The 23,330-nt window shown below is 38.8% G+C and carries 21 protein-coding genes; 4 read left to right on the forward strand and 17 right to left on the reverse strand.

Going from position 1 to position 23,330, the window contains the following annotated elements:
• Positions 1 to 2: 2 nt before the first annotated feature.
• Positions 3 to 854: a diadenylate cyclase CdaA gene (cdaA, locus tag ABZ559_RS08515; protein ID WP_367005974.1), complete on the reverse strand. Its 852-nt coding sequence runs from the start codon at positions 852 to 854 to the stop codon at positions 3 to 5.
• Positions 855 to 953: 99 nt separating this feature from the next.
• Between cdaA and murT the strand changes: the two genes are divergently transcribed.
• Together murT and gatD are read left to right on the forward strand one after the other, a co-directional pair.
• The gene (gene murT / locus ABZ559_RS08520) at positions 954 to 2,297 is read left to right on the forward strand and encodes a lipid II isoglutaminyl synthase subunit MurT (RefSeq protein WP_277291121.1); all 1,344 of its coding nucleotides are present in this window, start codon (positions 954 to 956) and stop codon (positions 2,295 to 2,297) included.
• The gene (gene gatD, locus ABZ559_RS08525) at positions 2,297 to 3,085 is read left to right on the forward strand and encodes a lipid II isoglutaminyl synthase subunit GatD (protein WP_317334588.1); all 789 of its coding nucleotides are present in this window, start codon (positions 2,297 to 2,299) and stop codon (positions 3,083 to 3,085) included. The genes murT and gatD overlap by 1 nt, the downstream gene beginning before the upstream one ends.
• A gap of 322 nt (positions 3,086 to 3,407) precedes the next feature.
• On the opposite strand, the gene fni is transcribed toward gatD, so the two are convergent.
• The 14 genes from fni to ABZ559_RS08595 all read right to left on the reverse strand — a co-directional run bounded on the left by fni (position 3,408) and on the right by ABZ559_RS08595 (position 16,142).
• Positions 3,408 to 4,418 carry a type 2 isopentenyl-diphosphate Delta-isomerase gene (gene fni, locus ABZ559_RS08530; protein ID WP_367005976.1) on the reverse strand — a complete coding sequence of 337 codons (1,011 nt, stop codon included), beginning with the start codon at positions 4,416 to 4,418 and terminating at the stop codon, positions 3,408 to 3,410.
• The gene (locus tag ABZ559_RS08535) at positions 4,415 to 4,951 is read right to left on the reverse strand and encodes a GNAT family N-acetyltransferase (protein WP_367005978.1); all 537 of its coding nucleotides are present in this window, start codon (positions 4,949 to 4,951) and stop codon (positions 4,415 to 4,417) included. The genes fni and ABZ559_RS08535 overlap by 4 nt, the downstream gene beginning before the upstream one ends.
• Complete coding sequence (locus ABZ559_RS08540) at positions 4,948 to 5,940, reverse strand: phosphomevalonate kinase (protein ID WP_367005979.1); 993 nt, start codon at positions 5,938 to 5,940, stop codon at positions 4,948 to 4,950. Before ABZ559_RS08540 ends, ABZ559_RS08535 begins: the two co-directional genes overlap by 4 nt.
• Positions 5,930 to 6,880 (reverse strand): diphosphomevalonate decarboxylase, encoded by a 951-nt coding sequence (gene mvaD, locus ABZ559_RS08545; RefSeq protein ID WP_367005981.1) that lies wholly within the window; start codon positions 6,878 to 6,880, stop codon positions 5,930 to 5,932. The genes ABZ559_RS08540 and mvaD overlap by 11 nt, the downstream gene beginning before the upstream one ends.
• Positions 6,862 to 7,740: a mevalonate kinase gene (gene mvk, locus ABZ559_RS08550; protein WP_018376673.1), complete on the reverse strand. Its 879-nt coding sequence runs from the start codon at positions 7,738 to 7,740 to the stop codon at positions 6,862 to 6,864. The genes mvaD and mvk overlap by 19 nt, the downstream gene beginning before the upstream one ends.
• 495 nt (positions 7,741 to 8,235) lie before the next feature.
• The gene (locus tag ABZ559_RS08555; RefSeq protein ID WP_367005983.1) at positions 8,236 to 8,994 is read right to left on the reverse strand and encodes an amino acid ABC transporter ATP-binding protein; all 759 of its coding nucleotides are present in this window, start codon (positions 8,992 to 8,994) and stop codon (positions 8,236 to 8,238) included.
• Positions 8,995 to 9,002: 8 nt separating this feature from the next.
• On the reverse strand, positions 9,003 to 9,683 hold the full coding sequence (locus tag ABZ559_RS08560; protein WP_367005985.1) for an amino acid ABC transporter permease: 681 nt from the start codon (positions 9,681 to 9,683) through the stop codon (positions 9,003 to 9,005).
• Positions 9,684 to 9,692: 9 nt separating this feature from the next.
• Positions 9,693 to 10,385: an amino acid ABC transporter permease gene (locus ABZ559_RS08565; RefSeq protein ID WP_277291067.1), complete on the reverse strand. Its 693-nt coding sequence runs from the start codon at positions 10,383 to 10,385 to the stop codon at positions 9,693 to 9,695.
• A gap of 74 nt (positions 10,386 to 10,459) precedes the next feature.
• Complete coding sequence (locus tag ABZ559_RS08570; RefSeq protein ID WP_367005986.1) at positions 10,460 to 11,338, reverse strand: transporter substrate-binding domain-containing protein; 879 nt, start codon at positions 11,336 to 11,338, stop codon at positions 10,460 to 10,462.
• A gap of 18 nt (positions 11,339 to 11,356) precedes the next feature.
• Positions 11,357 to 12,364 carry a uroporphyrinogen decarboxylase family protein gene (locus ABZ559_RS08575; RefSeq protein ID WP_367005987.1) on the reverse strand — a complete coding sequence of 336 codons (1,008 nt, stop codon included), beginning with the start codon at positions 12,362 to 12,364 and terminating at the stop codon, positions 11,357 to 11,359.
• Positions 12,365 to 12,903: 539 nt separating this feature from the next.
• On the reverse strand, positions 12,904 to 13,935 hold the full coding sequence (locus tag ABZ559_RS08580) for a uroporphyrinogen decarboxylase family protein (RefSeq protein ID WP_317335734.1): 1,032 nt from the start codon (positions 13,933 to 13,935) through the stop codon (positions 12,904 to 12,906).
• Positions 13,936 to 13,939: 4 nt separating this feature from the next.
• Positions 13,940 to 14,629, reverse strand: a complete 690-nt coding sequence (locus tag ABZ559_RS08585) for an ABC transporter permease subunit (protein WP_018376666.1) — start codon at positions 14,627 to 14,629, stop codon at positions 13,940 to 13,942.
• Between the two features lie 8 nt (positions 14,630 to 14,637).
• A complete protein-coding gene (locus ABZ559_RS08590) occupies positions 14,638 to 15,321 on the reverse strand; it encodes an amino acid ABC transporter permease (protein ID WP_321056618.1) in 684 nt (227 codons plus the stop codon).
• A 17-nt stretch (positions 15,322 to 15,338) separates the two neighbouring features.
• Positions 15,339 to 16,142 carry a transporter substrate-binding domain-containing protein gene (locus ABZ559_RS08595; RefSeq protein ID WP_367005989.1) on the reverse strand — a complete coding sequence of 268 codons (804 nt, stop codon included), beginning with the start codon at positions 16,140 to 16,142 and terminating at the stop codon, positions 15,339 to 15,341.
• A 230-nt stretch (positions 16,143 to 16,372) separates the two neighbouring features.
• Between ABZ559_RS08595 and ABZ559_RS08600 the strand changes: the two genes are divergently transcribed.
• Positions 16,373 to 17,275: a LysR family transcriptional regulator gene (locus ABZ559_RS08600; protein ID WP_277291645.1), complete on the forward strand. Its 903-nt coding sequence runs from the start codon at positions 16,373 to 16,375 to the stop codon at positions 17,273 to 17,275.
• 36 nt (positions 17,276 to 17,311) lie between these two features.
• Positions 17,312 to 18,157, forward strand: a complete 846-nt coding sequence (locus ABZ559_RS08605; RefSeq protein ID WP_367005991.1) for an aldo/keto reductase — start codon at positions 17,312 to 17,314, stop codon at positions 18,155 to 18,157.
• Between the two features lie 700 nt (positions 18,158 to 18,857).
• Here the strand turns inward: ABZ559_RS08605 and ABZ559_RS08610 are convergent.
• Positions 18,858 to 20,060, reverse strand: coding sequence for an IS110 family transposase (locus tag ABZ559_RS08610; RefSeq protein ID WP_367005993.1), 1,203 nt, complete (start codon positions 20,058 to 20,060; stop codon positions 18,858 to 18,860).
• Positions 20,061 to 20,478: 418 nt separating this feature from the next.
• Positions 20,479 to 23,277 (reverse strand): isoleucine--tRNA ligase, encoded by a 2,799-nt coding sequence (gene ileS / locus ABZ559_RS08615; protein ID WP_367005994.1) that lies wholly within the window; start codon positions 23,275 to 23,277, stop codon positions 20,479 to 20,481.
• Positions 23,278 to 23,330: the final 53 nt, after the last annotated feature.

Below are 23,330 nucleotides of genomic sequence, written 5' to 3' on the forward strand. Positions count from 1 at the left end.
TTTCATTTTTCTCTCCTCCCTAAAAATCTATGATACCAAGAGGTCTTGCTTACTTTTTCTGAAGCAAAATGTCTACTCAAAAATACCTTAAGATTCTCTTTAGACAAATCATGGATAAACTCACCTTTGTAAGTAATCGAAATGGCACCTGTCTCCTCAGAAACAACAATGGTCAAGGCATCTGAATTTTCCGACAGCCCTATAGCTGCACGGTGTCTCGTTCCAAATTCTTTTGAAATCGCTTTGGACTCCGACAAGGGCAAGTATGAGCAGGCTGTTGCAATTTTATTTCCCTGAATGATGACTGCTCCATCATGCAGTGGGGTATTAGGAATGAAAATATTGATTAGCAATTGGCTAGATACATCTGCATCTAATTTTATTCCCGTTGAAATGTATTCCTGTAACGTTTGAGTCTGCTCAATGGCAATAAGGGCACCAATCTTTCTTGGACTCATATAAGCCACTGAATTGACCAAAGCTTGAACTAATTTTTCCTCATCACTCATGTGCTGTGTTTGGAGAAAAACTTGAGTTGTTCGTCCAAATTTTTCTAAACCAGTTCGAATTTCTGGTGCAAAAATAACGACACCAGCAATAACCCCATAGGTGATAACCTGATTCATGAGGTAAGTTATTGTGGTAAAACCAATCAACTCTGCCACAAATCGTAGAAGAATAAAAAGGATAACTCCTTGAATAAGGGACATAATCTTAGTCCCCGCGAGAGCCTTTATTAATCTATAAATCAAATAGGCAACAATCAAAATATCCAGAATGTGCACAACAATCATCCAAGGATTTTCAACCAAACCTGCCCAAAAATTAGCATCAATTGCCATTAAATTTCGCATACTGTTTCATCTCTTTCAAATACAAACTATAACTATTATATCACGTTTGAAAAATATTTTCTGTATCAAGAAAAGAAGTTTTTATGATACAATAGCATCATGAAAGTTAAGACATTTTTGGGACTCGCTGCAGGCAAGTCTGCACATTTTATTTTAAGGCGATTAGGACGTGGTTCCACCTACCCAGGTAGCCTTGCACTCAAGTTTGATAAAGATATCTTAGATACCATTGCTAAAGATTATGAAATCGTCGTAGTGACTGGAACAAACGGTAAAACCTTGACTACCGCTTTAACGGTTGGTATTCTCAAGGAAGCCTTTGGCGAAGTGGTGACGAATCCAAGTGGTGCCAATATGATTACCGGAATTGTATCAACCTTTTTGACAGCTAAAAAAGCCAAATCCGGCAAGAAAATTGCTGTTTTGGAAATTGATGAAGCTTCTTTACCTAAAATCACTAAGTACATTACGCCAAGTCTCTTTGTTTTCACCAATATTTTTCGTGATCAAATGGATCGTTACGGTGAGATTTATACCACTTACCAGATGATTTTGGATGGTGCTGCTAATGCACCTCAAGCTACTATCCTCGCAAACGGTGACAGTCCGCTTTTCCACTCTAAGGAAGTTGTCAACCCCGTCAAATATTACGGGTTTGATACCGAAAAACAGAAACCACACTTAGCACACTACAATACTGAAGGAATCTTGTGTCCAAACTGTCAAAACATCCTCAAGTACCAACTTAATACCTACGCCAACCTTGGTGATTATATCTGTGAAGATTGTGGCTTCCATCGTCCTGATTTGGACTACAAACTGACAGAGCTGACCAAGATTTCCAACACTTCTTCCGAGTTTATCATTGATGGTCAAGCGTATAAGATTAACGTTGGTGGCCTATACAATATCTACAATGCTCTAGCAGCCGTGTCTGTTGCTGAATTTTTCGGAGTTACTCCCGAACAAATCAAGGCTGGTTTTGATAAAAGTCGTGCTGTCTTTGGTCGTCAAGAGACTTTCCAGATTGGCAATAAATCCTGCACCCTCGTTTTGATTAAAAATCCTGTTGGTGCTAGTCAAGCCTTAGATATGATACGCCTAGCTCCATATCCTTTTACCTTGTCTGTCTTGCTTAATGCGAATTACGCTGATGGCATTGATACAAGCTGGATCTGGGACGCTAATTTTGAAAGCATTTTAGAGATGAATATCCCGCAGATTTTTGCTGGTGGTGTCCGATATTCTGAAATCGCTCGCAGACTACGCGTGACTGGTTATGAAGAAACAAAAATTACCGAGGCTCCGCTCTTGACCGATATTATGGAATTAATTGAAAAACAAGATTGTGAGCACGCCTATATTTTAGCGACCTACACCGCTATGCTCGAATTTCGTGAGATTCTAGCTAGCCGTCACGCTGTTGGAAAGGAGATGATCTAATGACTTATACTTCACTCAAATCTCCCGACACAAAAACTTACACCTACGAACTAAAAGTGGCCCATCTCTATGGTAACCTAATGAACACGTATGGCGATAATGGCAACGTACTGATGATGAAATATGTAGGTGAAAAATTGGGGGCTCGTATGATTTTTGATATTGTGTCTATTGGCGATACCTTTGACCCTAACGACTATCAGCTAGTTTTCTTCGGTGGCGGTCAAGATTATGAGCAGTCTATCGTAGCCCAAGATCTCCCTTCCAAGCGTTCTGCCATTGATCGCTATATCCAAAATGATGGAGTGCTACTTGCTATCTGTGGAGGCTTCCAATTATTGGGACAATACTATGTTCAGGCAAATGGTGAACGTATTGAAGGCATTGGTGTCATGGGACACTACACGTTAAATCAAGAAAATAATCGTTTTATCGGTGACATCAAAATTCACAACGAGGAGTTTGATGAGACCTACTATGGATTTGAAAATCATCAAGGTCGCACTTTCTTGTCTGAAGATGAAAAACCACTTGGTAAGTGCCTTTATGGCAATGGTAATAACAAAGAAGACGGCACTGAAGGCGTTCACTATAAAAATGTTTTTGGTTCCTACTTCCACGGACCTATCCTCTCTCGCAATGCTAACCTAGCCTACCGTTTGGTGACTACAGCACTGCGCAATAAGTACGGTAAAAATCTTGATTTACCTGCCTATCAAGATATTTTAGCCAAGGAAGTCCCTGAAGAATATAGAGATGTAAAAAGCAAGGCAGAATTCGAAAAATGATGTTCAGAAAAAAAGCCCAGAAACTACCTGTTTTCTGAGCTTTTTTATTTATTTTTTTACACCACCAAAATCAGACTATCTTCAACAATTTGAGGAGGGGCTGGTGATAAAGTAACCGTCATTCTTATTAATACTCTTCGAAAATCAAAATTATCCGTTGTCAACTTGCCTTGATGAACTCAAGTTCTATCGTCGGCTTCGTTTCCTAGGCTACTTTTGATTTTCATTGAGTATAACCATGCACCAATTGATTTCTACTATCTTTGATTTTTAGGTAATAGGTTGTAACACCTCATTGGATCCTTAAAATCATCGCAATGCGTCAATAATTTGTTTTTTGAAAACTATGACTGTCTTTAAGGCGACCATATAAGATGTAATCAACCTTTTTCAAATCTTCAATACACCTACAATTAAGGGCACACATGATAAGGCGTAAGTCATCCTTCCAGCCATTGACAATCTCAATGGCTTTTTCAAGTGGGTAGTGTTCGACCAGTTCCAAGGCTGTGCGCGATATACCGACAGCCTTGGCTCCTAAAACTAACGCCTTAATCATATCCAGGGGATGACGGACACCTCCAGAAGCTAAAATCTCTACCTTATCCATCAGAGGTTGGGCATTGAGAAGCACTTGTACCGTGGTCTGTCCCCAGTCATTAAGATAAGAGCGATTACAGCCACGTTGATTTTCGATATAGGCAAAACTAGTCCCTCCGCGTCCCGAGATATCAAAAGTTTTTATACCCAAATTGGCTGCTTGCTCAATAGTTTTGACATCCATACCAAACCCAACCTCTTTTAAAATGACTGGGATAGAAATTTGATTCGCATAATCTGCAAGGTTTTTTTTCCAACTTCGGAATTCCCGTTCACCTTCAGGCATCAGGAGTTCCTGCATCAGATTGATATGAAGCTGTAAAAAGATAGGAGACATCTCCTCTACCGTTCTCAGACCAGCCTGAATTGGCTTATCAATTCCGATATTGGTCGCCAATTGCAAGTTTGGGTAATCTTTGCGATGAGGGTATGTCGTATTTTCCTGTTTTTTTAGTGCGGCACTGTAAGACCCCGTCACCATGACGAGCCCCGTTGCTTGAGCAAGCTGGGCTAACTTTTGATTGACCGCACCGCCTTTTTCCGATCCGCCTGTCATAGCGTTAATGTAAAAAGGAAAGTCAAAATCTCGACCAGCGAAATGGGTCGTCAAATCAATCTCTGCCAAGTCGTAATCTGGTAAAGAGTGCTGGATAAGCTCTATATCATCAAAACTATTATATGGCGCTTGGTATTTAAGCGCGTATTTGATGTGGTCATCTTTTCGGTTGGTCATTTAGATACCTCAATCCAAAAGCGTTTCGTTCGGCTGCCATCCTCAGAGTTATGATAGGTATTTTCGTAAATACCACCGTTAGCTAAAATCGTCTTTTCAGAACCGATATTTGTCTCATCGCAAGTCAGAAGAACCCTGTCAATGCCTAGTTTACCAGCTTCTATCAAAGCTAAACTCAGTTGCTCTTTAGCATACCCCTTTCGACGCTCATGAGGGTGAATAGAGTAGCCAATGTGCCCCATGGTATTGAAAACATGTGGTAAAGTCAGATTGTGCCTAATATTACAGATGCCTACCATTTTATTATCCGACTCACGGATACAGAGAAAAGCACTTGAAGGCACACGATTTTCAGGAATATCAATTCCTTTACGAAACTGCTCAACATGCCTCAACCAATCTTTTAGACTATCAAAATTGATAAGTCCTGCATTTCCATGCATATGCTCGCCCGACTTCTCAAATGCTGCTTTATAGACTGCAATTTCTGACAGATAGGCTTCCGATGGTTGAACTAAAATTAATGTACTCATAATGTCTCCTTGTGTAATAGTTCAATTCCTGCATTTTCCCACGCCTCAATCAGCTTTTGACTATCCTTAGCATCAAAAGATAGGGCAATACCGCAGTCTCCACCGCCAGAGCCAGAAGACTTAGCAACGATATCCAGACCTTGGCTAGCTAACTTGAGGTTTAGCAAGGTTTGATTGTAAATAGCAGGATTTAGCTTAAGCAACAAATCAGAAATTCGTTCAATATGTTCCTTAATAGAGACTTTATCTCCCGTTTCTAACCCCAATTTTAAGGACAGCACACTAGCTTGTGTATTTTTCAAAAAATCCGCAGTGATGGAGGACTTTACACGGTCAATCATGTCTTTTGAGATAGAAGGCTGCTTGGTCCATCCTACCAAAAAGTCACAGGCAATCGCTGGTTTCACTACTTCAATCTGATAACCCCAATCTTTTGCCAACACCGTCTGTATCTCTTCGTTAACAATCCAGTCACGCACCTGCTGTCTGTCAAAGGACGTAAAGGCCACCAAGTCATCGTAGGCAATGCAGGCAATATCTCCCATAGAACCATTATCTCCACGCTTGATAAGGGTGTAGGAGGCTAATTTAAACAAAGTGTCAGCTGACAAATCAAGGGCATAAAAAGCTGATAAGGCTTTCAAGGTCAGCACAGTTACGCTACCGCTGGAGCCAATGCCAAACTTTTTCCCATCTCTTTCCATTTTCCCGGTGATGGTGAGGGAAAAAGGTCGCAGCTCTGCTATGGTCACTCCTAAATAAGCCGCTAAGCTAGTCACCGTCTCTTGAATGAGGGCATAATTATGGTCTGGCGTCATGTCTGCCACATAATCAAACATGTCAGAGGACAGTGAAATGGTGCCTGCCGTTACTATTTCTGCTGTCATCTGAATAGGAATATTCTTGAGCAAGGCCGTCTGCCCTGGTGTTAGCACAGCATATTCCCCAGCAATATACAGCTTCCCACTAGTCTGCACTTTAATAGTCATCGGGTAATTCCTTTGTTCGTGAGGCGATAACGCGGTAACCTTCTTGTTCAAAAAGCTGGCTCAGACGCTCCAAGTCTTCTTCTCGACAAAGAACTTTAACATTTGGACCTGCATCCATAGTGAAATAGCAAAGTTCTCCTTTTTGTCGAAGTTCTCTTACAAACGCCATCGCTTTGTAAGAGTCATCGGTCAAGTATGAGAACCCTGGCTGTGCCGCCTTAGTAGTTGCATGCATGGCAAGGGCGTTACTCTCGGTCAATTGACCAACCTTTTCAAAATCATTTTCTTTGAGATAAGCCAACATGGCGCTATAATCTCTTTCAGATTGAGCAATCCACTCTTTAAAATTTGTCGAGGTTTCGGCACAGAGCTTCATTCCATCACGACTAGAAATTGGTTTTTTACGATCATTCAAGACCAACATGAGCATAGCAAGCTTCAACTTCGTCTCAACCTTGTACACTTCCCCGCTGTCTTTGTCCCAAGCTGCAACGGGTCCAAAAAAAGAGCGCGACGAAGAACCAGAAGCAAATTTGGCTTTTTGTGCCAGTTCCGACTGACTCAATCCTGTTTCAAAAAGTAGATTACAAGCTTTGACAAGGGCTGACAGACCACTAGAGCTAGAAGACAGCCCTGCAGCTGTTGGCATGGTATTCGTTGTTTCTATTTTGACATAGTGAAACTTGTTTGAACGATAATCATCCACAATAGCTGAGACTTTGGCATGCTCTTTGGCGTCTTGCAAGACACCATTGATGTAAAATTCATCATGCTTTGCAGTTTCAGGTAAAAAACTAACTGTGGTTGTGGTAAACATATTTTCTAAGGTCAAAGAAATGCTGCTAGTCGCAGGAATCATTTTAATAGGATCAGCCTTACCCCAATATTTGATAATTGCAATGTTTGCATAAGATTTAACGCTTACAGTTTTTGAATCCACGTGTTAACTGCTCCTTCCTTTCTTAGTCTATCAGTGATTTTGTGAGCTTGATTTTCCGTTTCTGCCAGAGCAATCATGCAGCCCCCTAGTCCACCACCACTCATCTTGGCACCTAAGGCTCCTTCTTCAAGGGCACTGGTTACTAAGTGATCAGATTTTTCAAGGCTGACACCAATTTTTTGCAAAAATGCATGCGCAGCTGTCATTGACTGTCCAAGTCCCTGACAATCTTTTGCGATAATCTGCTGTTCCGCTTGTTCGGTCAACAGCCCCAATTGGGAGAGGAATGGAAGATTGTCGATTTCTGATGCAGCTACTTTATCCACTGCCTCTCTTGTATTGCCATGAACTCCTGTATCTGCAATCACCAAATACGCATTCAAATTCAAATCAATTGCTTCAAACCCGACGTTACGAATGAACTTGATTGCTTCGTCACTCAAACACGTTTTGGCATCCAAACCACTCGGATTAGTATGGGCAATGATTTCTGCTTGGTTAACTAATACTTCTAGCAACTCATCAGAAACACTTTGCTGAAAATAATCAAATACCGCTCGAATAGCAGCGATCGAAACTGCTGCAGAAGAGCCCATGCCACGTTTTTGAGGAACTTCTGACCTGATATCATAGGAAATAGCAACTTGAGTCTTGCCCAAATAGTCCAAAGCGGCATAAATAGCAGTGGACAGGGTGTCGTCAAAATCAAAAATAATGCTATGATCTGATGGGTAAATGTAACACTCCACCTCAATTGTTTTCAAGGGAATTGCAATAGCTGGATAGCCATACACTACCGAATGTTCTCCCATCAGAATAATTTTACTATGCGCCTTACCAACGCCGATTTTCTTTGTCATATCTTATCTCTTAATTACTTTTAGTCCTCATACTATTCTACCATCAACACGTAAAAAAAGCGACTTTCATATGAAAAATCACTTCATTGCACAAAGAAAATATCCCTCACCAAACAATATTAATAATCAAATGTTACCATCTTCCCACACAGAAATTCACTAGCAAACCATCTTGAGTCAGTGACTCAATTTTTCAAATCCAAATTTGGGGTGTCTTGGATAAAACTGGTCAACCAAAACACTTTGATAATCCTCTAGAATAGTCCTCATTTTATCAGAAACAGCTGATGTTCTAGCCAATTGACTTAAAGTCACCTCTGTAACCTCTCTAACTCTCAAACATAGAGAACAATTATAGCAAGATTAACTCCAAAAACAGCCCCAAATGGGCTGTGATGATGTGTTAAACTGAGAAATCTGCAAATTTCAATAACTAATAAATAGACAACTGTTACTTTATCGGCACCGGTGGAATGAGACATTCAAGAGTCATTATCAAATAATCGGATCCATACTTAATTCTGGTATGATTCGTGTCAAAAATTGCTTTGTTCTTTCTTCTTTTGGGCGCGTAAAGAAGTTTTTTGGCTCGCCTTCTTCAATGATATGTCCACCTTCCATAAAGATAACATGGTTTGCTACATCTCGCGCAAAGCTCATCTCGTGTGTGACAACCACCATGGTCACGCCTTCTCGTGCTAATTCTTTCATGACAGATAACACATCTCCAATCAATTCTGGATCAAGCGCAGAGGTCGGCTCGTCAAAAAGGATAACATCTGGCTTAACTGCGATAGCACGGGCAATTCCAATCCTTTGCTGCTGACCTCCAGAAAGTTGACTTGGATAAGCATCTCTTTTATCAGATAAGCCCACTTTTTCTAAGGCTTTTTCGGCAATCACCAAGGCCTCTGCCTTTGGAATTTTTCTCGCAATAACAAGTCCTTCCAAAATATTTTCTAGAGCTGTTTTATTGGCAAAAAGATTATAATTCTGGAAAACAAAAGCTGTTTTCTGACGAATTTCCAGAACATCCTTACGGCTGATTTTAGACAAGTCATAAGACTTTTCATCCAATATCAGTTGTCCCGAATCTGCTTTTTCCAAATAATTGAGAGAACGTAAAAATGTTGTCTTACCTGAGCCAGAGGGACCAAGGATAACCACAACATCTCCCTGATTGACCTTCAAACTAACACCATCCAAAACTTTTTTATCGCCAAACGATTTTTCAATATTTTTTACTTCTAACATATTAACTCCTATGCAAATTTTACACGCTTTTCAAGACTTCTAAATATATACTGGATAATACCACAAATTAAAATATAGATGATAAAGATAACAAAGTAAGACTCAAAATACTGATAACCGTAGGCAGCCTCCACTTTAGCGATTGCCGTAATATCTTTAACTGTCATCACAAAAACCAAAGATGTTCCCTTAACCAGATTGATTACCAAGTTACAAAGATTGGGAAGAGCTGAGCGCAATGCCTGTGGAAAAATAATCCTAAGATAGGCCTGCGTATTGCTTAATCCGATAGCCTGCGCCGCTTCCAATTGTCCCTTGTCTACGGTTAAAATAGCAGAGCGAATAATCTCAGAGAGGCTTCCTGTTGTCATCAAACTAAAAATGATAAAGGCATAAAAGATTGGATTGATCTCGAAAACATTGATACCAGTCCCTTTTAATAAGCTATTTAAAACACTCGGAAAAAGGCTATAAAAAAATAAAATCAATAAAATAGGTGGTGTTGATCGGATAAAAGCTAAATAAATTATTGAAAATCCTGTAACCCCCTTTACCTTGTACAACCGTCCCAAAGCTAGAAAAAGTGACGGAAAGAAACTTAGCAAAATAGCAACAATCATTATACCCAATGTTACTGGAACACCTGATAAAGCCTTAATGAGAGTAGAAATAATAAAATTAAAATTCATAAGTTCCTCCTACCGTTTTCCTGCATCTAAAGACTTTTCAAGAAGCTGACTTCCAACTGACAGTAACAAAGCAAGCCCCCAATAAATAACAGCAACAGCTGTATAAGTTTCTAAAGAATAGTTTCCAAGATTTCGTCCAATTAAAAGATTTCCAGCACCCATCACATCGACTAACCCAATAGTATAAGCCAAGGCCGTATCTTTCAACAAATTCAAAATGGCGTTACTAATATTAGGCAAGGCTATGCGAAAAGCTTGAGGGAAAAGTATTCTCCAAAAAGTTTGTAGTTCTGTTAATCCAATACTTAATCCTGCTTCCATCTGACCTACTGGGACAGCTTCATAGGCGGATTTGAAAACCTCTGAAATGCTGGCTGCAAATAATAATGTCATAGCTGTTACTACAAAAATCGTCCGTGACCAACCATTAACATCTAAACCAAGCCACCATTCTAAAAATTCTGGCAATCCATAAAAAACCATAAAAAGAAGTACAATCGGAGGTGTACATCTCAAGACAAAGACATATCCCCTTGATAAGGATGCTAACACCTCATCACCATAAAGCTGTCCCCAAGCCAAGAGAGCTCCAAGTAGACTTCCTAGACTAGTCGTTAGCAATAGTATCCACAGCGTTAATGGTAGAGCAGATAGAATATCTGGAAGAAATTTAAAAACATAAGATAGGTCATAAGAAACCATGAACACCTCCAAAGTATTAATCAAAAAGGAAAGAACTCCTCAGGATTCAGAGTCTTCCCTTCAGCTCTTTACATTTAATCCGTTACATATGAGAAAACATCTTCTCCAAAATACTTCTTAGAAAGTTTAGAAATTGTTCCATCGTCTTGAAGTTCTTGGATTGCTTTGTCATAGGCTTTCGCAAAATCCTCGTTGGTAGCATTTTTATGAATAAGTGGATAAGTTTCGATTCCTTTATAAGGGAACCAAGTCAACTTTTCAGCGTATTGATGATAGGCGCCATCCTCCTTGGTTACTGCATTTTCAAAAGATAATTTGATATCAAAGTAGGCATCGTAACGTCCCTCTAATACCCAAGCATAAGCATCTGCCACATTGAAACTTTCCGCTTCAGTTAGAGCGATTGGGTTTGAGGCTTTCTTATTATACTCTTGAATAACATTGTATTGAGCATTTTGGGGAGAAATAGGCACTAATTTCCCGCCAGCTGCTGCAAAAGAATCAATATCTTTAAATTTGCTTGCATCATCTTTACGAATGGTAAAGCCAATGATGCTTGCCCCAATAGCATTTTTAGGAATGATAAATTTTTCTGCACGCTCAGCAGTGTACCATGCTCCTTTTGTTCCAATGTCATACTTGCCCGATTCAAGTCCAATCAACAAGTCTTCATCACTGGTTCCAGTATATTCAAATTGGTACTTATTTAATTTTTTATCAATAGCTTTCAAAACAGCAACTTCAAAGCCATCACTTTCACCTTTTTCATTGACAAAATCATAAGGAGCATAACTTTGTGTGTGTGCAACCTTTAGCGTAATGACCTTATCGGAACTGCCTGATGCTGAATTAGTATCACTGTCTGACTTACCTGTTAGTTGTCGTCCAATGACAGTTGCTGCAACAACCGCGACGAGTACTCCACTAGCAATAATCCATTTTTTCTTACTCATAATATTTCCCCCTGCTTCCTATGCTTGAGCTACTGCTTCACGTACCCATTCAATACGCTCTGAACTGATATCGCTTGGAATAGTACAATCTGCGCCAATGATAATCCCTCGTTTGCCATTGTCGGTAATTAAACGCTTCGCTTCTGCTTGAACTTCTTCTTTACTTCCAGTATAAAGTAAACTATGTTCAGTATTTTCAAATCCACCTAAAACAGTCTTTCCACCAAATAACTTTTGACCTTCTTTTAGTGAAATCCCCTCAGGTTCGACGGCCCAATTGACAACTTGTACAGGGTAATTTTTAAAGACAGTAACATCGTTACTTGCCCCTTTGTAGCCACAAATGTGAAGAATGGTTTGCCCCTGAACTCTATTGGCTGCTTCCAAGACGATTAAATCGCTCTCTGAAACATAATCAATATAATCTTGACGTTTAATCCCTGTGGCTTGGATATTTTGGGCACTATAATAAATACCGTCTGCACCTGCTTCTGTAATGACTTTCTTTACAAGTTGCGCAATATCATAAGCAATGACATCCAAAACGTGTTTTAAAGTTTCTGGATCTTCTCGTAGAAATTCTGCAACACGTTCGTCTCCATAAGCAACTTTATTTGAGATTTGCCATTTTAAATGTGTCAATGGAGCAAAAATATTATAAACTGAAACGATATCTTCTCTAAAATTAGCACGAACTTGCTTGACCAGCTCAACTTGTTGGTCAAACCAAGGGTGATCTTCACCGATTGACTGGATGCCTGCCAAATCTTTAATAGAACTAATACCTTCTTTGATCAATGGATTTGGATAAGCAAAAAAACCATCACTCATGATTTTGACAAAATCAGGTTTAACATCATCAACAAATTTCTTATGACCTGCAACATTTTTAGCGAAAATTTCTGGATTATTAAATCCTCTCAACAATTCATCTTCTTCCGCAAAATGGTACCAAAAACCAACAGGCACTCGATCAACCTCTTCGCCTCGAAAGGCTTTTAAAACTAATTCCCTTTTTGTTGTCATCGTAATACTTCCTTTCATTTTTTAACTTTCTCCCATCTTACCACCCCTTTCACTCCTTGCATAATCTTTATTTTTTATGTTTAGCCATAAGAAAAATTTATAATCAGTAAATGTTATTGCTGGCTATAAGTATTTGTTATGGTGAAACTAGACTCTAGTTCACGAAAATATTTAGGTTATCAGATAGCCTTTGAGATATTAATGGTTTCAATATAAGTTGCATCTATTCTTGCAATTTATCAATAAAAAACCAGCACAAGGCCGGTACAATAAGAAAAATGATATGTTGTTCTGAATTATTTTATCGGCAGTTAACATTTTTGCCCTAAAGCTTTCTTCACCTTAATAAAAAGAAACTTTTGAAACAGTTGATGCGTTCTAAATCATCTCTTGATATAGTTTTGACATGACAATTAGGAAAAATGGCGGAAAAAATAGACTCTTGACTTATAAGGACTAAAACCATACAAATTAGAAAAAAAGCAACTAAAAAAATGATTAATTTCATCTTCATGTCATATCTCACTACTAACTTCAGTTTAAAGTAAACTACTTTCAAGATAATTATCATTAAATAATATTTGAGTTTCTTGCTTTACTTTTTTCAGATAATCAATAACACCGTCATCATAAGGTTTAGGGATAACACACGCAGGAGCTAAAATCAGCCCTTTCCCTTGTGTCCCAAAGATAGTCCGATAAATCTGATGATGCAATTCATTAAAATTTGACGCGGTGACATCCCATCTATTAATTCCACCCATGATTACTTTTTGAGAATAAATCTGCCCTTCTCTTGGAGTTGGATAGCTTTCGCCTATATGCCAATTAATTGCCTGAACAGGATAATCTTTGACAACATCAAACATGATTTTATTTCCATGTAAGTGAACAGTATTAAACCAAGCATCTTGAGCTTTTTCTAAAACCTTCAAATCATAAGGGCGACCGTATTCAAGATATTGCTGTGCAGATAGCCTCTCAAAGGTACTGACTTGACTGGCAAAATAGATACCATCTGCACCAATTGATATTGCTTCTGCTACAAATTCTGCAGTAATTTTTGAAATCTTCTCTAGTGCAGACTTAAACAATTGACCACCTTTTTCTTCCTCTGTAATGCTTTCCAAAATTTTTCCTCCACTGATTTTATCAGCAATCGTCAACGGACTAAAAACCGTTATTACGACAGGAACCTCTCCCTGCACTCTTTCTAAAAGCAGCCGTAAATAAGTTAATTCACGCTGCAAAGCTGGAGCATCTTGGAGATTTAGCGTCTTTAATTTTTTCCAATCAGTGTAACTTTCAATTGGGGTGGAGATGATTTCAGCAACTCCTCCACTTTCAATTTTAGAATAATCAATCTTACAACCATAGTCCTCAGTTGCATACATACCATTGTTCATAGTTTTAATAAAATCTAGGTCAAATCTTTTATAGAACTGATAGGTTTCTTCAGCTATTAATTCTGGAATTCGATCAATATCTGGAAAATGTGTCCAAAAAGAAAATGGAATATCCTCTGTTAATTCACCATTTAAAACTTTTTTAATTTTTTCGATTTTACTCATATCTTCACCTATACTCGCTTAATTTTAATCCTATTGAAAATAACCTTAGTAAACCTTCAATACTCAAACAAATAAACCAATAGATCAATCCAGCCACAACAAATGATAATACATAATTTGATGTTAAAGCCGCCACATAGCGAGCACTCGCCATAATATCAACGACTCCAACTAAAAAAGCAACCGATAATGTCCTAACAATCTTTAGAAATGAATTTAACAAAATCGGTATTGCTGTTGGAATCAATTGCGGTATCACAATCCTCCTGAAAACTTGCCCCAGTGTTAAACCAATTGATAATCCGGCTTCTAACTGTGCTTTATCAAAAGATTGATAAATCCCCCTCAAGTTTTCTGATTCAATTGCAATCTGGTATGAACTATAACAGACCAATACAATTACGAATGCGGGAATATCTGGATTTAAGACTTCTTTTCCAGACAGTTTATAGAACCCCTCAACAATTTGGGGTAGCATAGCCTGTGCAATCAATAAATGTACAACAATAGGAACGCCTCGGATATACGAAATGTAAAGATCAATTATCGTATTAAGAAATACAAATTTTTTATTCTTTACAACTGCTAAAACACTTCCCCCTAAAACACCAATAATAAGTATAAGTATTGCTAGAAAAAGTGTGTAGGGAACAACAACAATTATCTTTCTAAATATGTCAATATACCCTGCCATAATCAACCTCAACTCGCTAAGAAACGTCTCGAAGATTGTTCAAGAGATTTAAACAACTGCCCAACCCCCCAAGAAAAAAACCAGTAAATGAGAGCAACAATAAAATAAACTTCCAGCTGGTAAATACCATAAGAATTAGCCACAAATATTTCAGCTTGCCCCATAATATCTGCAAGTCCAATTAAAAATAATAAAGAGGTGTATTTAAATAGATCAATTGAGGCATTTCCTAAACTCGGAAGCATGATTGGATACATCTGTGGCACAATAATCCTTTTAATAATCTGCCCTGTTGTCATTCCAATACTCTTACCTGCTTCAAATTGCTCTATAGGAATCGCTTCATAAGCCGGTCTTATAATTTCAGAAACCGTCACACCTTGATAAATGCTCAAAGCGATGACTGAGAATGCAAATTTACTCCAGTGATTGATGTCAATTCCAAAACGTAATAACAGCAAAGGTAAGCCATAATATACAATGAAAATATGAATGAGACCTGGAACACTTCTGGCAAAGGAAATAAAAACAAAAATAAGTTGCGATAGAAGAGGTATCCTACACTCACGTATCACGACAAGTATGACCGCAAGAACTTGAGAGACCAATGCTGATAAAAGAAAAACAGAGATAACTAAGGGAATTTTTGATAAAAGACTCGGTAAGATTTCTAACATATAATCAATACTCATATTCCCTCCATTAACGATTATTCTTCTGTTATTTTATATTTGAACATATCTTCTCCAAACCACTTTTTAGACAATTTGGACAAGGTTCCTTGAGCCTTTAATTTGTTGACAGCTTTATCAAAAGCCTCTTTAAACTTTTGCTCTTTCTTTGAAATAATAAAATAAGTTGCGTTTACTTGAACAGGTTCATCAGCGGTAACGACATCTAAATTTAATTGCTTAATAATTTTGTCCGCTCCAAAATTTGAAGGCATTACAACTGCATCATATTTGCCATCTGCAAGATTTTGATAACGTTGTGCAAGTTCCCCACTCTCTCCAAGTGGAATAGTAATCTGATTATCTTGATGCTTGTTATTGTAAGTTGTTAGTAGGTTATAAATTCCTCCGTTAGCTGTCACTGGACTTAATTTTTTACCAACAAGATCATCTAAGGTTTGAATATCTTTGTCGTCACTGCGTTTGTAAATTTCAATCGTACTAACTCCTGTATTCTCACTTGGAAAAAGATATTTCTTTTCGCGCTCTGCCGTTTTAAAAAGACCGCCACCAACTAAATCATATTTTCCACTTTCAATACCAACCTCAGCCGCCTCAGCAGATACTGCCTCAATTTTGATATGATAACCTTTGATTACTGAGTTGATTTTTTTAATGACATCTACCTCGTAACCCACTAATTTCCCATTTTTGTTATTATAACTCAGCGGTTGAGTATTTTGTTCCAAAGCTACCGTCAAGGTTTTGCTGTCTGCATCAACCTTGGTTGTCAACAACAATCCGAGTGCTGTAAGAATTAGTAAGTTAAAATATTTTTTCATCTTCAATCCCCCTTCATTTTTTAACTTGCTCTTATCTTACCATCCCTTTCACTCCTTGCATAATCTCTATTTTTTATGTCTAGTGATAAGAAAAATTTATAATTAACAAAACTTATCATCCGTTATAAATAAAAGTTATCACCTCTTAGTTTTTTTGTATCAGGATTTTGCTGATTTTTCAGAAACGTTTCTGTTATAATGACAACAAGTATTTTTGGGGAGGGTCTCTTATGAATTTACAACAGTGTCGTTATGTTGAGGTGGTTGCTAGAGCAGGGTCTTTTAGTCAGGCTGCTAAAGAGCTCTACGTCACCCAACCTAATTTATCCAGTTCTATCAAAGATTTGGAAAATGAACTCGGAGTTCAACTTTTTACACGTTCCAATATGGGAACTAGATTAACTGAAGATGGGCATGATTTTCTCAAATATGCAAAACGAATTATCGGTGAGTTGAATTTACTTGAACAGCGCTATCACAGCACTTTTAAGAAAAGTTTTACAGTAGCCTCCCATCACTACGATTTTCTTTCGATTCCTTTGGCAAAAATGGCTGAGCAATTTGGAGAAGACTATCAGGAATTTCAATTAATTGAGACAACGACTAAACGCATTCTTGAAAACGTGGCAAATTTTGAGGCGGACTTAGGCATTATTTACTTGAATGATGGTAATAAGCATATTTTAGAACGCTCTCTTACTAACCACGACTTGGAATTCACATCTCTTGGTGATTTTCCAACTCGCATTTTTCTGCGTCGCCAGCATCCTCTGGCTAAAAATAGTGAAATCTCCGAAGCTGACTTAGAAGGTTACCAGCAGGTTCGGTTTCGTCAAGAAAAATCTGGTCTCAACTTTGATGAAGATCCTTTGGAAGTTCACCAAGGTCAGCGTATCCTTTATAGTAATGACCGTGGTACTGTCATGAATTTACTTTGCGCTAGCGACGCCTACGCTTCTGGTTTAGGCATCGTTGATAGTTTCATCAAAGAACAGATAGTTCTCATTCCGCTAAAAGACAGTCCTAGCCACACACTTGGCTACGTGACCAATAAAAAGAAAAAAATATCAGATATCAGCTCAGCTTTTATCCAAGAAATCAAAAAAAGCCTTGGTTCACACACTAGGCCTTAACTCTTTTATGGTAAAATGAGGTATGGAGGTATTCCTATGGAATTCAAAACGTTAAATAATGGGGTTCAAATTCCCCGACTTGGCTTTGGTGTCTGGCAAATGTTCAATTTGGTTGAGTGTCAGAAAGCCGTTAAACAGGCTTTGCAAGTTGGCTACCGCCTTATCGATACCGCAGCACTTTACCAAAATGAAGAGGCCGTTGGTCAAGCTGTCAAGACCTCTGGTCTGGCGCGTGAGGACGTTTTCCTGACTAGCAAAGCATGGATCAGTCAGTTGGGTTATGAAGAAACTAAAAAGGCCTTCCATGAAAGCCTAAATAAGTTGAAAACTGATTATTTGGATCTTTACCTCATTCATCAGCCCTTTGGTGATCTATACGGGGCTTGGCGAGCAATGACTGAACTTTACAAAGAAGGTTATGTTCGAGCGATTGGAGTATCAAACTTCTCTACAGGACATTTGACAGATTTTGCCCTTCAAACTGAAGTTGTCCCCGCCCTGAATCAGATTGAACTTCATCCTTACAAGCAGCATCCTCTCATTCAAGCAACCAATGCTCAATTTGGTGTGGCAACTCAAGCATGGAGCCCTTTCAACAGGGGCAACGATGGCATTTTCAAAGATGCCACACTTGAACATATCGCCGAAAAACATGGCAAGTCCATCGCTCAAGTCATTTTACGTTGGCAAATTCAAAGCGACATCTTGACTATCCCAAAATCCATACATCTAGATCGAATGATTGAAAATTTTGACATTTTTGACTTTCAACTAACTGATCACGACATAGCTCAGATACAAGCACTAGACCGTTTCCCCAAAAATTACGGTCCAGACGAAAGCCCAGACCGCATAAAGCACCTTTTGGAGTACCGCTTATAAACGTAAAAGCTGATTACAGTCACAAACAAAATTCAAAAAAACACGTCTGAGATAAACACTAATACTTCCGACAACACAAATCAGCCCTATAAGGGATAGCAATCCACTAACGAAGTTCAAGAAAAAAAGGAATGACTAAAAAGGATTTCATGCTGTTCTAAAGTATTTTTCACGTTTCTTTTTAACTACGCAGCCAGCGTCTATACAGACGTTGGCTGCTATTTCATTATTTAGGACCTCTTTATTTGCATATTCACTATAATTGTTTATTGTAGTTTTTATTAGATTCCACTCAGTATTACTGTAATTTATATATTTACTTCCTATTGTAATAGCTAAAACTTTTTTTCTTTTCGTATTTCACCTCCATTTATTACAATCTCCTCTATGGTATTCCTGCTGATGCTCTTTGCCAGTATTTTCATTTTGTCCCAATGCCCGTCAGTGACCCTGTCCTTGGGACCACAACAGTCAAAGTGGCATAATCTTGACTAGCAATCCACTTATAGTCTTTTCTACCATTCATCAAGCCTATCAAGGTTTTAGAGAAAAAATAATTTTCATACAGTCATCAAATAGGGAAGTGAGCTTACTTTACACTAAAGATTTACATAAAAAGTACATAAAAAGTGTATACAAAAGCAACACCTTATGTTGAAATTTTTTGATAAGGTGTTACAATAATATGGCATAAACAATTTTACTGATTTTTGGTTAAAGTGTAATCGTAAAGTTTGTTATGCATAATGAGGTAATACATTGTCCGAATGAGACGATGTATGGAGGCAATCGTGTGTGGCTTGGTTGAAGTCGTTTGCGATTGTCTTTTTCGTTTCTCATAAAAGTCGGCGATATGGCAAGGATTGGTGTGACTAGCTGAAGCGATATTGTGAATGCACTTGAACAGAATCTTTCTAGCGTAAGGATTCCCACGCTTGGTAATGTGTTCCTTAGCGATGAAGTTTCCAGATTCATAGTGTCTCAGGTCAATGCCGATAAAGGCGTTGATTTGATTGGCAGACTGAAAACGGCGAATATCTCCCAGTTCACCAATAATACTTGTTGCAGTGGTCTCAGCGATACCAGTAATAGAGAGCAGAATGTCATACTCTGGTAAAGGTTGAGCTATTTCCACCATTTCGTCTAAGACTATTTGTCTCTGTTCAGAAAGTCTAAGCAATTCTTTTCCATAGTAACGCACCTCTTCAAGTATTGGAGAGGTTTTCTTAACGGCACAATAAGATTGATTAGCTAGTGCTGTCAGCTTCTCTGCTAAGTAGGCCACACGCTCGTCAGAAATCCGTTTTGAAGTGGACAGACGGATGCTCTTTGAGAGTTCATCCTTGCTTAAGTCAAGCACGAAGTCCTTGCAAGGAAAGGCTATGACCAAGTTCCAGTATTGTTCCCCAGTTGGCGTTGATAAGATAGTCTCCAACTCTGGGAAAGTGACCTGTAAGACCTTGTGTAGACGATTTTTAGCTCGAACGATGTCCTCGGTCAGATTCTGATAGAAACGGCTGAGATCCCGCAAGTCTTGATAGACTTCTTCTTGGACATAAGTCGGTTTACGATTCAGCACAAATTGAGATTGAGCCAGTTTTTCAGCGTCAATTTGATCTGTTTTCCGCACACGCAAGCTATCCAGTTGCTTCTTGGCTTCTAAGGGATTGAGCCGTGTGTAAGCGTAGCCATATTCATCCAGAAAAGCTTGAAGACGACGAGAATAGACGCCTGTTGCTTCAAAGATGATTTCTGGCTTGTGGACGGTTTTCAAATCGCCAAGTAGCCGAGCAAAGCCAATGGCATCATTGGGCATGGTATAGCCATGAACCTTCTCGCCGTTGACTAGAATAGCCACTTCTGAACTTACCTTACTCACGTCAATCCCAAATACTACTCGCATGATATGACCTCTTTGTCTTGAATGATTCCTTGTTTTAGTGATGTCATTTTCAATACGCGACGTCTAGCGTCAAAAGAACCCTCGACTTAACAAGACACCTCTACTTTATCATAAAGAAAAAGTAGTGTGTACTTTCTCCCGTCGGAGATTTCTTCACTACTAATCTTAGTATGTTTAGTTTAGTTTGCTTTTAGTACAAGGCAACGAGCTGCAGGTTGCTAGAACAGCCTCTAGGCTGTTCTAGGCTGGAAATAAGACATGCGAAGCAAGTGACTTTCGTAAAGTACGGCAAAGTGAGTTCAAACAATCCAGTGGAGTGTTTGAAGTTGGAAATAAGGAAACGGAGTTTCCTCTTACGTCGAAATAATCAAAGATAAACTAATTGACTATATTAACCGAACTATAAAATAGTGTCATTCTATTTTGTGCTTTCTTCAAACCCTTCTGAGACAGCTTGAGCAAAGTTTTCTTCAACGATTACTGCACAGTGATCACAAATAGTTGCCTTGTAGCTACGTTCCCTTACCGTTTCGTCAACACGACGGCAACGTTCACAGACATCACCATGTGCATGTTCGACTGTAAAGGCAACATTCTCGAATACCACAGCATTCTCAGGAGCCGGTTGATCCGTAACTGTCAACTGAGAAACAATAATCAATTGAGCAAGATCACTGTCAAGTGTAGCCAAGAGTGTTTTCACTTCTTCACCAGCGTAAATCGTCAAATGTGCTTCTAAGGATTTACCAATGATTTTCGCGTTACGAGCTTCCTCAAGAGCTTTTTGGGCTTGTGTACGCAAGGTCATGAAAGCTTCCCATTCTTCAAGGATTTCTTCTTGATTAGCAAAAGTTTCAGCTTCTGGTAAATCTGTTAATTGAACAAAATCTTCTACTTCATGTTCTAAATATGACCAAATTTCTTCTGCAGTGTGTGGTAAAATAGGAGTCAATAATTTCGTGATTTTCACCAAAATATCATAGAAGACGGTTTGCATTTGACGGCGAGCTACGCTGTCTGCTGCTTCGATGTAAACCACATCTTTGGCAAAATCAAGGTAAAAGGCTGATAAATCAACGGTGATAAAATTCACAACTGCCTTGTAAATGCTGAGGAAGTCATACTTTTCATAGGCTTCACGAATGGTTTTAACCAGACTATTAAACTTGATAGTCATGTATTTGTCAACTGGACGAAGGCTCTCAAAAGCAATGGCATCTGTATTAGGATTAAAATCAGATGTATTGGCAATTAGGAAACGCAAGGTGTTACGAATTTTCCGATAAGTTTCAGACGTTTGTTTCAAGATATCCATAGAAATCCGAACATCGTTACTTGAATCCACACTTGTCACCCAGAGGCGCAAGATTTCTGCACCAAATTGTTTTTCAACATCACTTGGTAAGATAGTATTTCCCAATGATTTAGACATCTTTTCGCCCTTTCCATCCAAGGTAAAACCTTGTGAAAGAACTGCTTTATATGGTGCGTGTCCATTAACCGCCACCGAAGTAATTAAGGATGAGTTGAACCATCCACGATATTGGTCAGAACCTTCAAGATAAAGGTCTGCTGGGTATTCCAAACCTTCACGAGCATTCATAACACCGTTCCAAGATGAACCTGAGTCGAACCACACATCCATGATGTCTGTTTCTTTTTCAAAAATACCGTTTGGTGAGCCTGGGTGAGTGAAACCTTCCGGAAGCAAGTCTTTAGCATCACGTTCCCACCAGATAATTGAGCCTTCTTTTTCAAAAAGATCTGCAACATGATCGGTAACTTCTTTTGTCATGATAGCTGTACCATCTTCAGCATAGAAGATTGGAAGTGGCACTCCCCATGCACGTTGACGAGAAATGACCCAATCACCACGGTCACGAATCATATTATAGAGGCGGGTATGTCCCCAAGATGGGTAAAATGTTGTCTTATCAATTTCATCAAGGATATCCTGACGGAATTTAGATACAGAAGCAAACCATTGCGGAACAGCTCGCCAAATAATTGGTTTCTTAGTTCGCCAGTCAAATGGGTAAGAGTGATTAATAACTTCTTTTGCTAAGAGTAGATCTCCTAATTTTTCAAGAACTGTTGGAACAACCTTATCGTAGAATTGTCCCTCAAAATCTGGACCAGCTAATTCGTTCATAAGACCGCGTTCGTTAACAGTCACATAAACTTCTAAGCCATATTTCATGCCAACATTGTAGTCGTCCTCACCAAATGATGGTGCAGTATGGACAATACCTGTACCAGAATCAGTGGTAACATGGTCACCCAAAATCACTAATTCATCAACAGTCTCATCCCATGGGTGCTCTGTAACGATATACTCCAAATCGCTACCCTTATGACGAGAGATAAGCTCGAAACTTTCCCAACCAAATTTTGTAGCCAAGCTATCTACTAAAACTTCAGCTAACAAAAATTGACGGTCATCTCCAGCAGGCTGAACTAAAACATAATCCATATCTGGACCAACTGTCAGTCCACGTGAAGCTGTAATAGTAAATGGTGTAGTCGTCCAAACAACGATATAAGTTCCATTTGCAAGGATTCCTTTCCCATCTTTTACCCTGTTGGCGTAATATAAAGATGTGGAATCAATGTCATGGTACTCAATTTCAGCTTCAGCTAACGCAGACTCTGAAGACCAAGACCAATAAACTGGTTTAGCACCACGATAGATATAACCTTTGTCAGCCATTGCACCAAAAATGCGAATTTGCGCAGCTTCGTATTCAGGTACCAAAGTAATGTACGGATTTTCCCAATCAGCAGAGACACCTAGACGTTTGAAGTCATTACGCTGTTTATCAACCTGTGAGAGGGCGTAATCGCGACACATTTTTAAATATTCTGCACGATCAAGTTCTTTACGTTTAACACCTTGTTTTGCCAACACTTGCTCGATTGGAAGACCATGTGTGTCCCATCCTGGAACATAAGGTGCACGAAAACCAGACATCGATTTTGAACGAACAATAATATCTTTCGAAATTTTATTTAATGCATGTCCCACATGAATATTTCCATTGGCGTAGGGAGGACCATCATGTAAGTGGAAGGATGGTTTTCCTGCATTTAATTGTTGACGTCTATCGTAGATTTTTGCTTCTTCCCATTCTTTTTGCCATAGTGGTTCCTTGGTCGGAAGACCAGCACGCATCGGAAAAGCAGTTTTCCCTAAGTTCAGCGTTTCTTTTAATTTCATGGTTTCTCCTTAATTTGATGTAAAAATGTATTCAGTACAGACAAGTCTGTCAG

Origin of the sequence: Streptococcus sp. ZY19097, assembly GCF_040731245.1 — a bacterium.
Taxonomy (GTDB): domain Bacteria; phylum Bacillota; class Bacilli; order Lactobacillales; family Streptococcaceae; genus Streptococcus; species Streptococcus orisratti.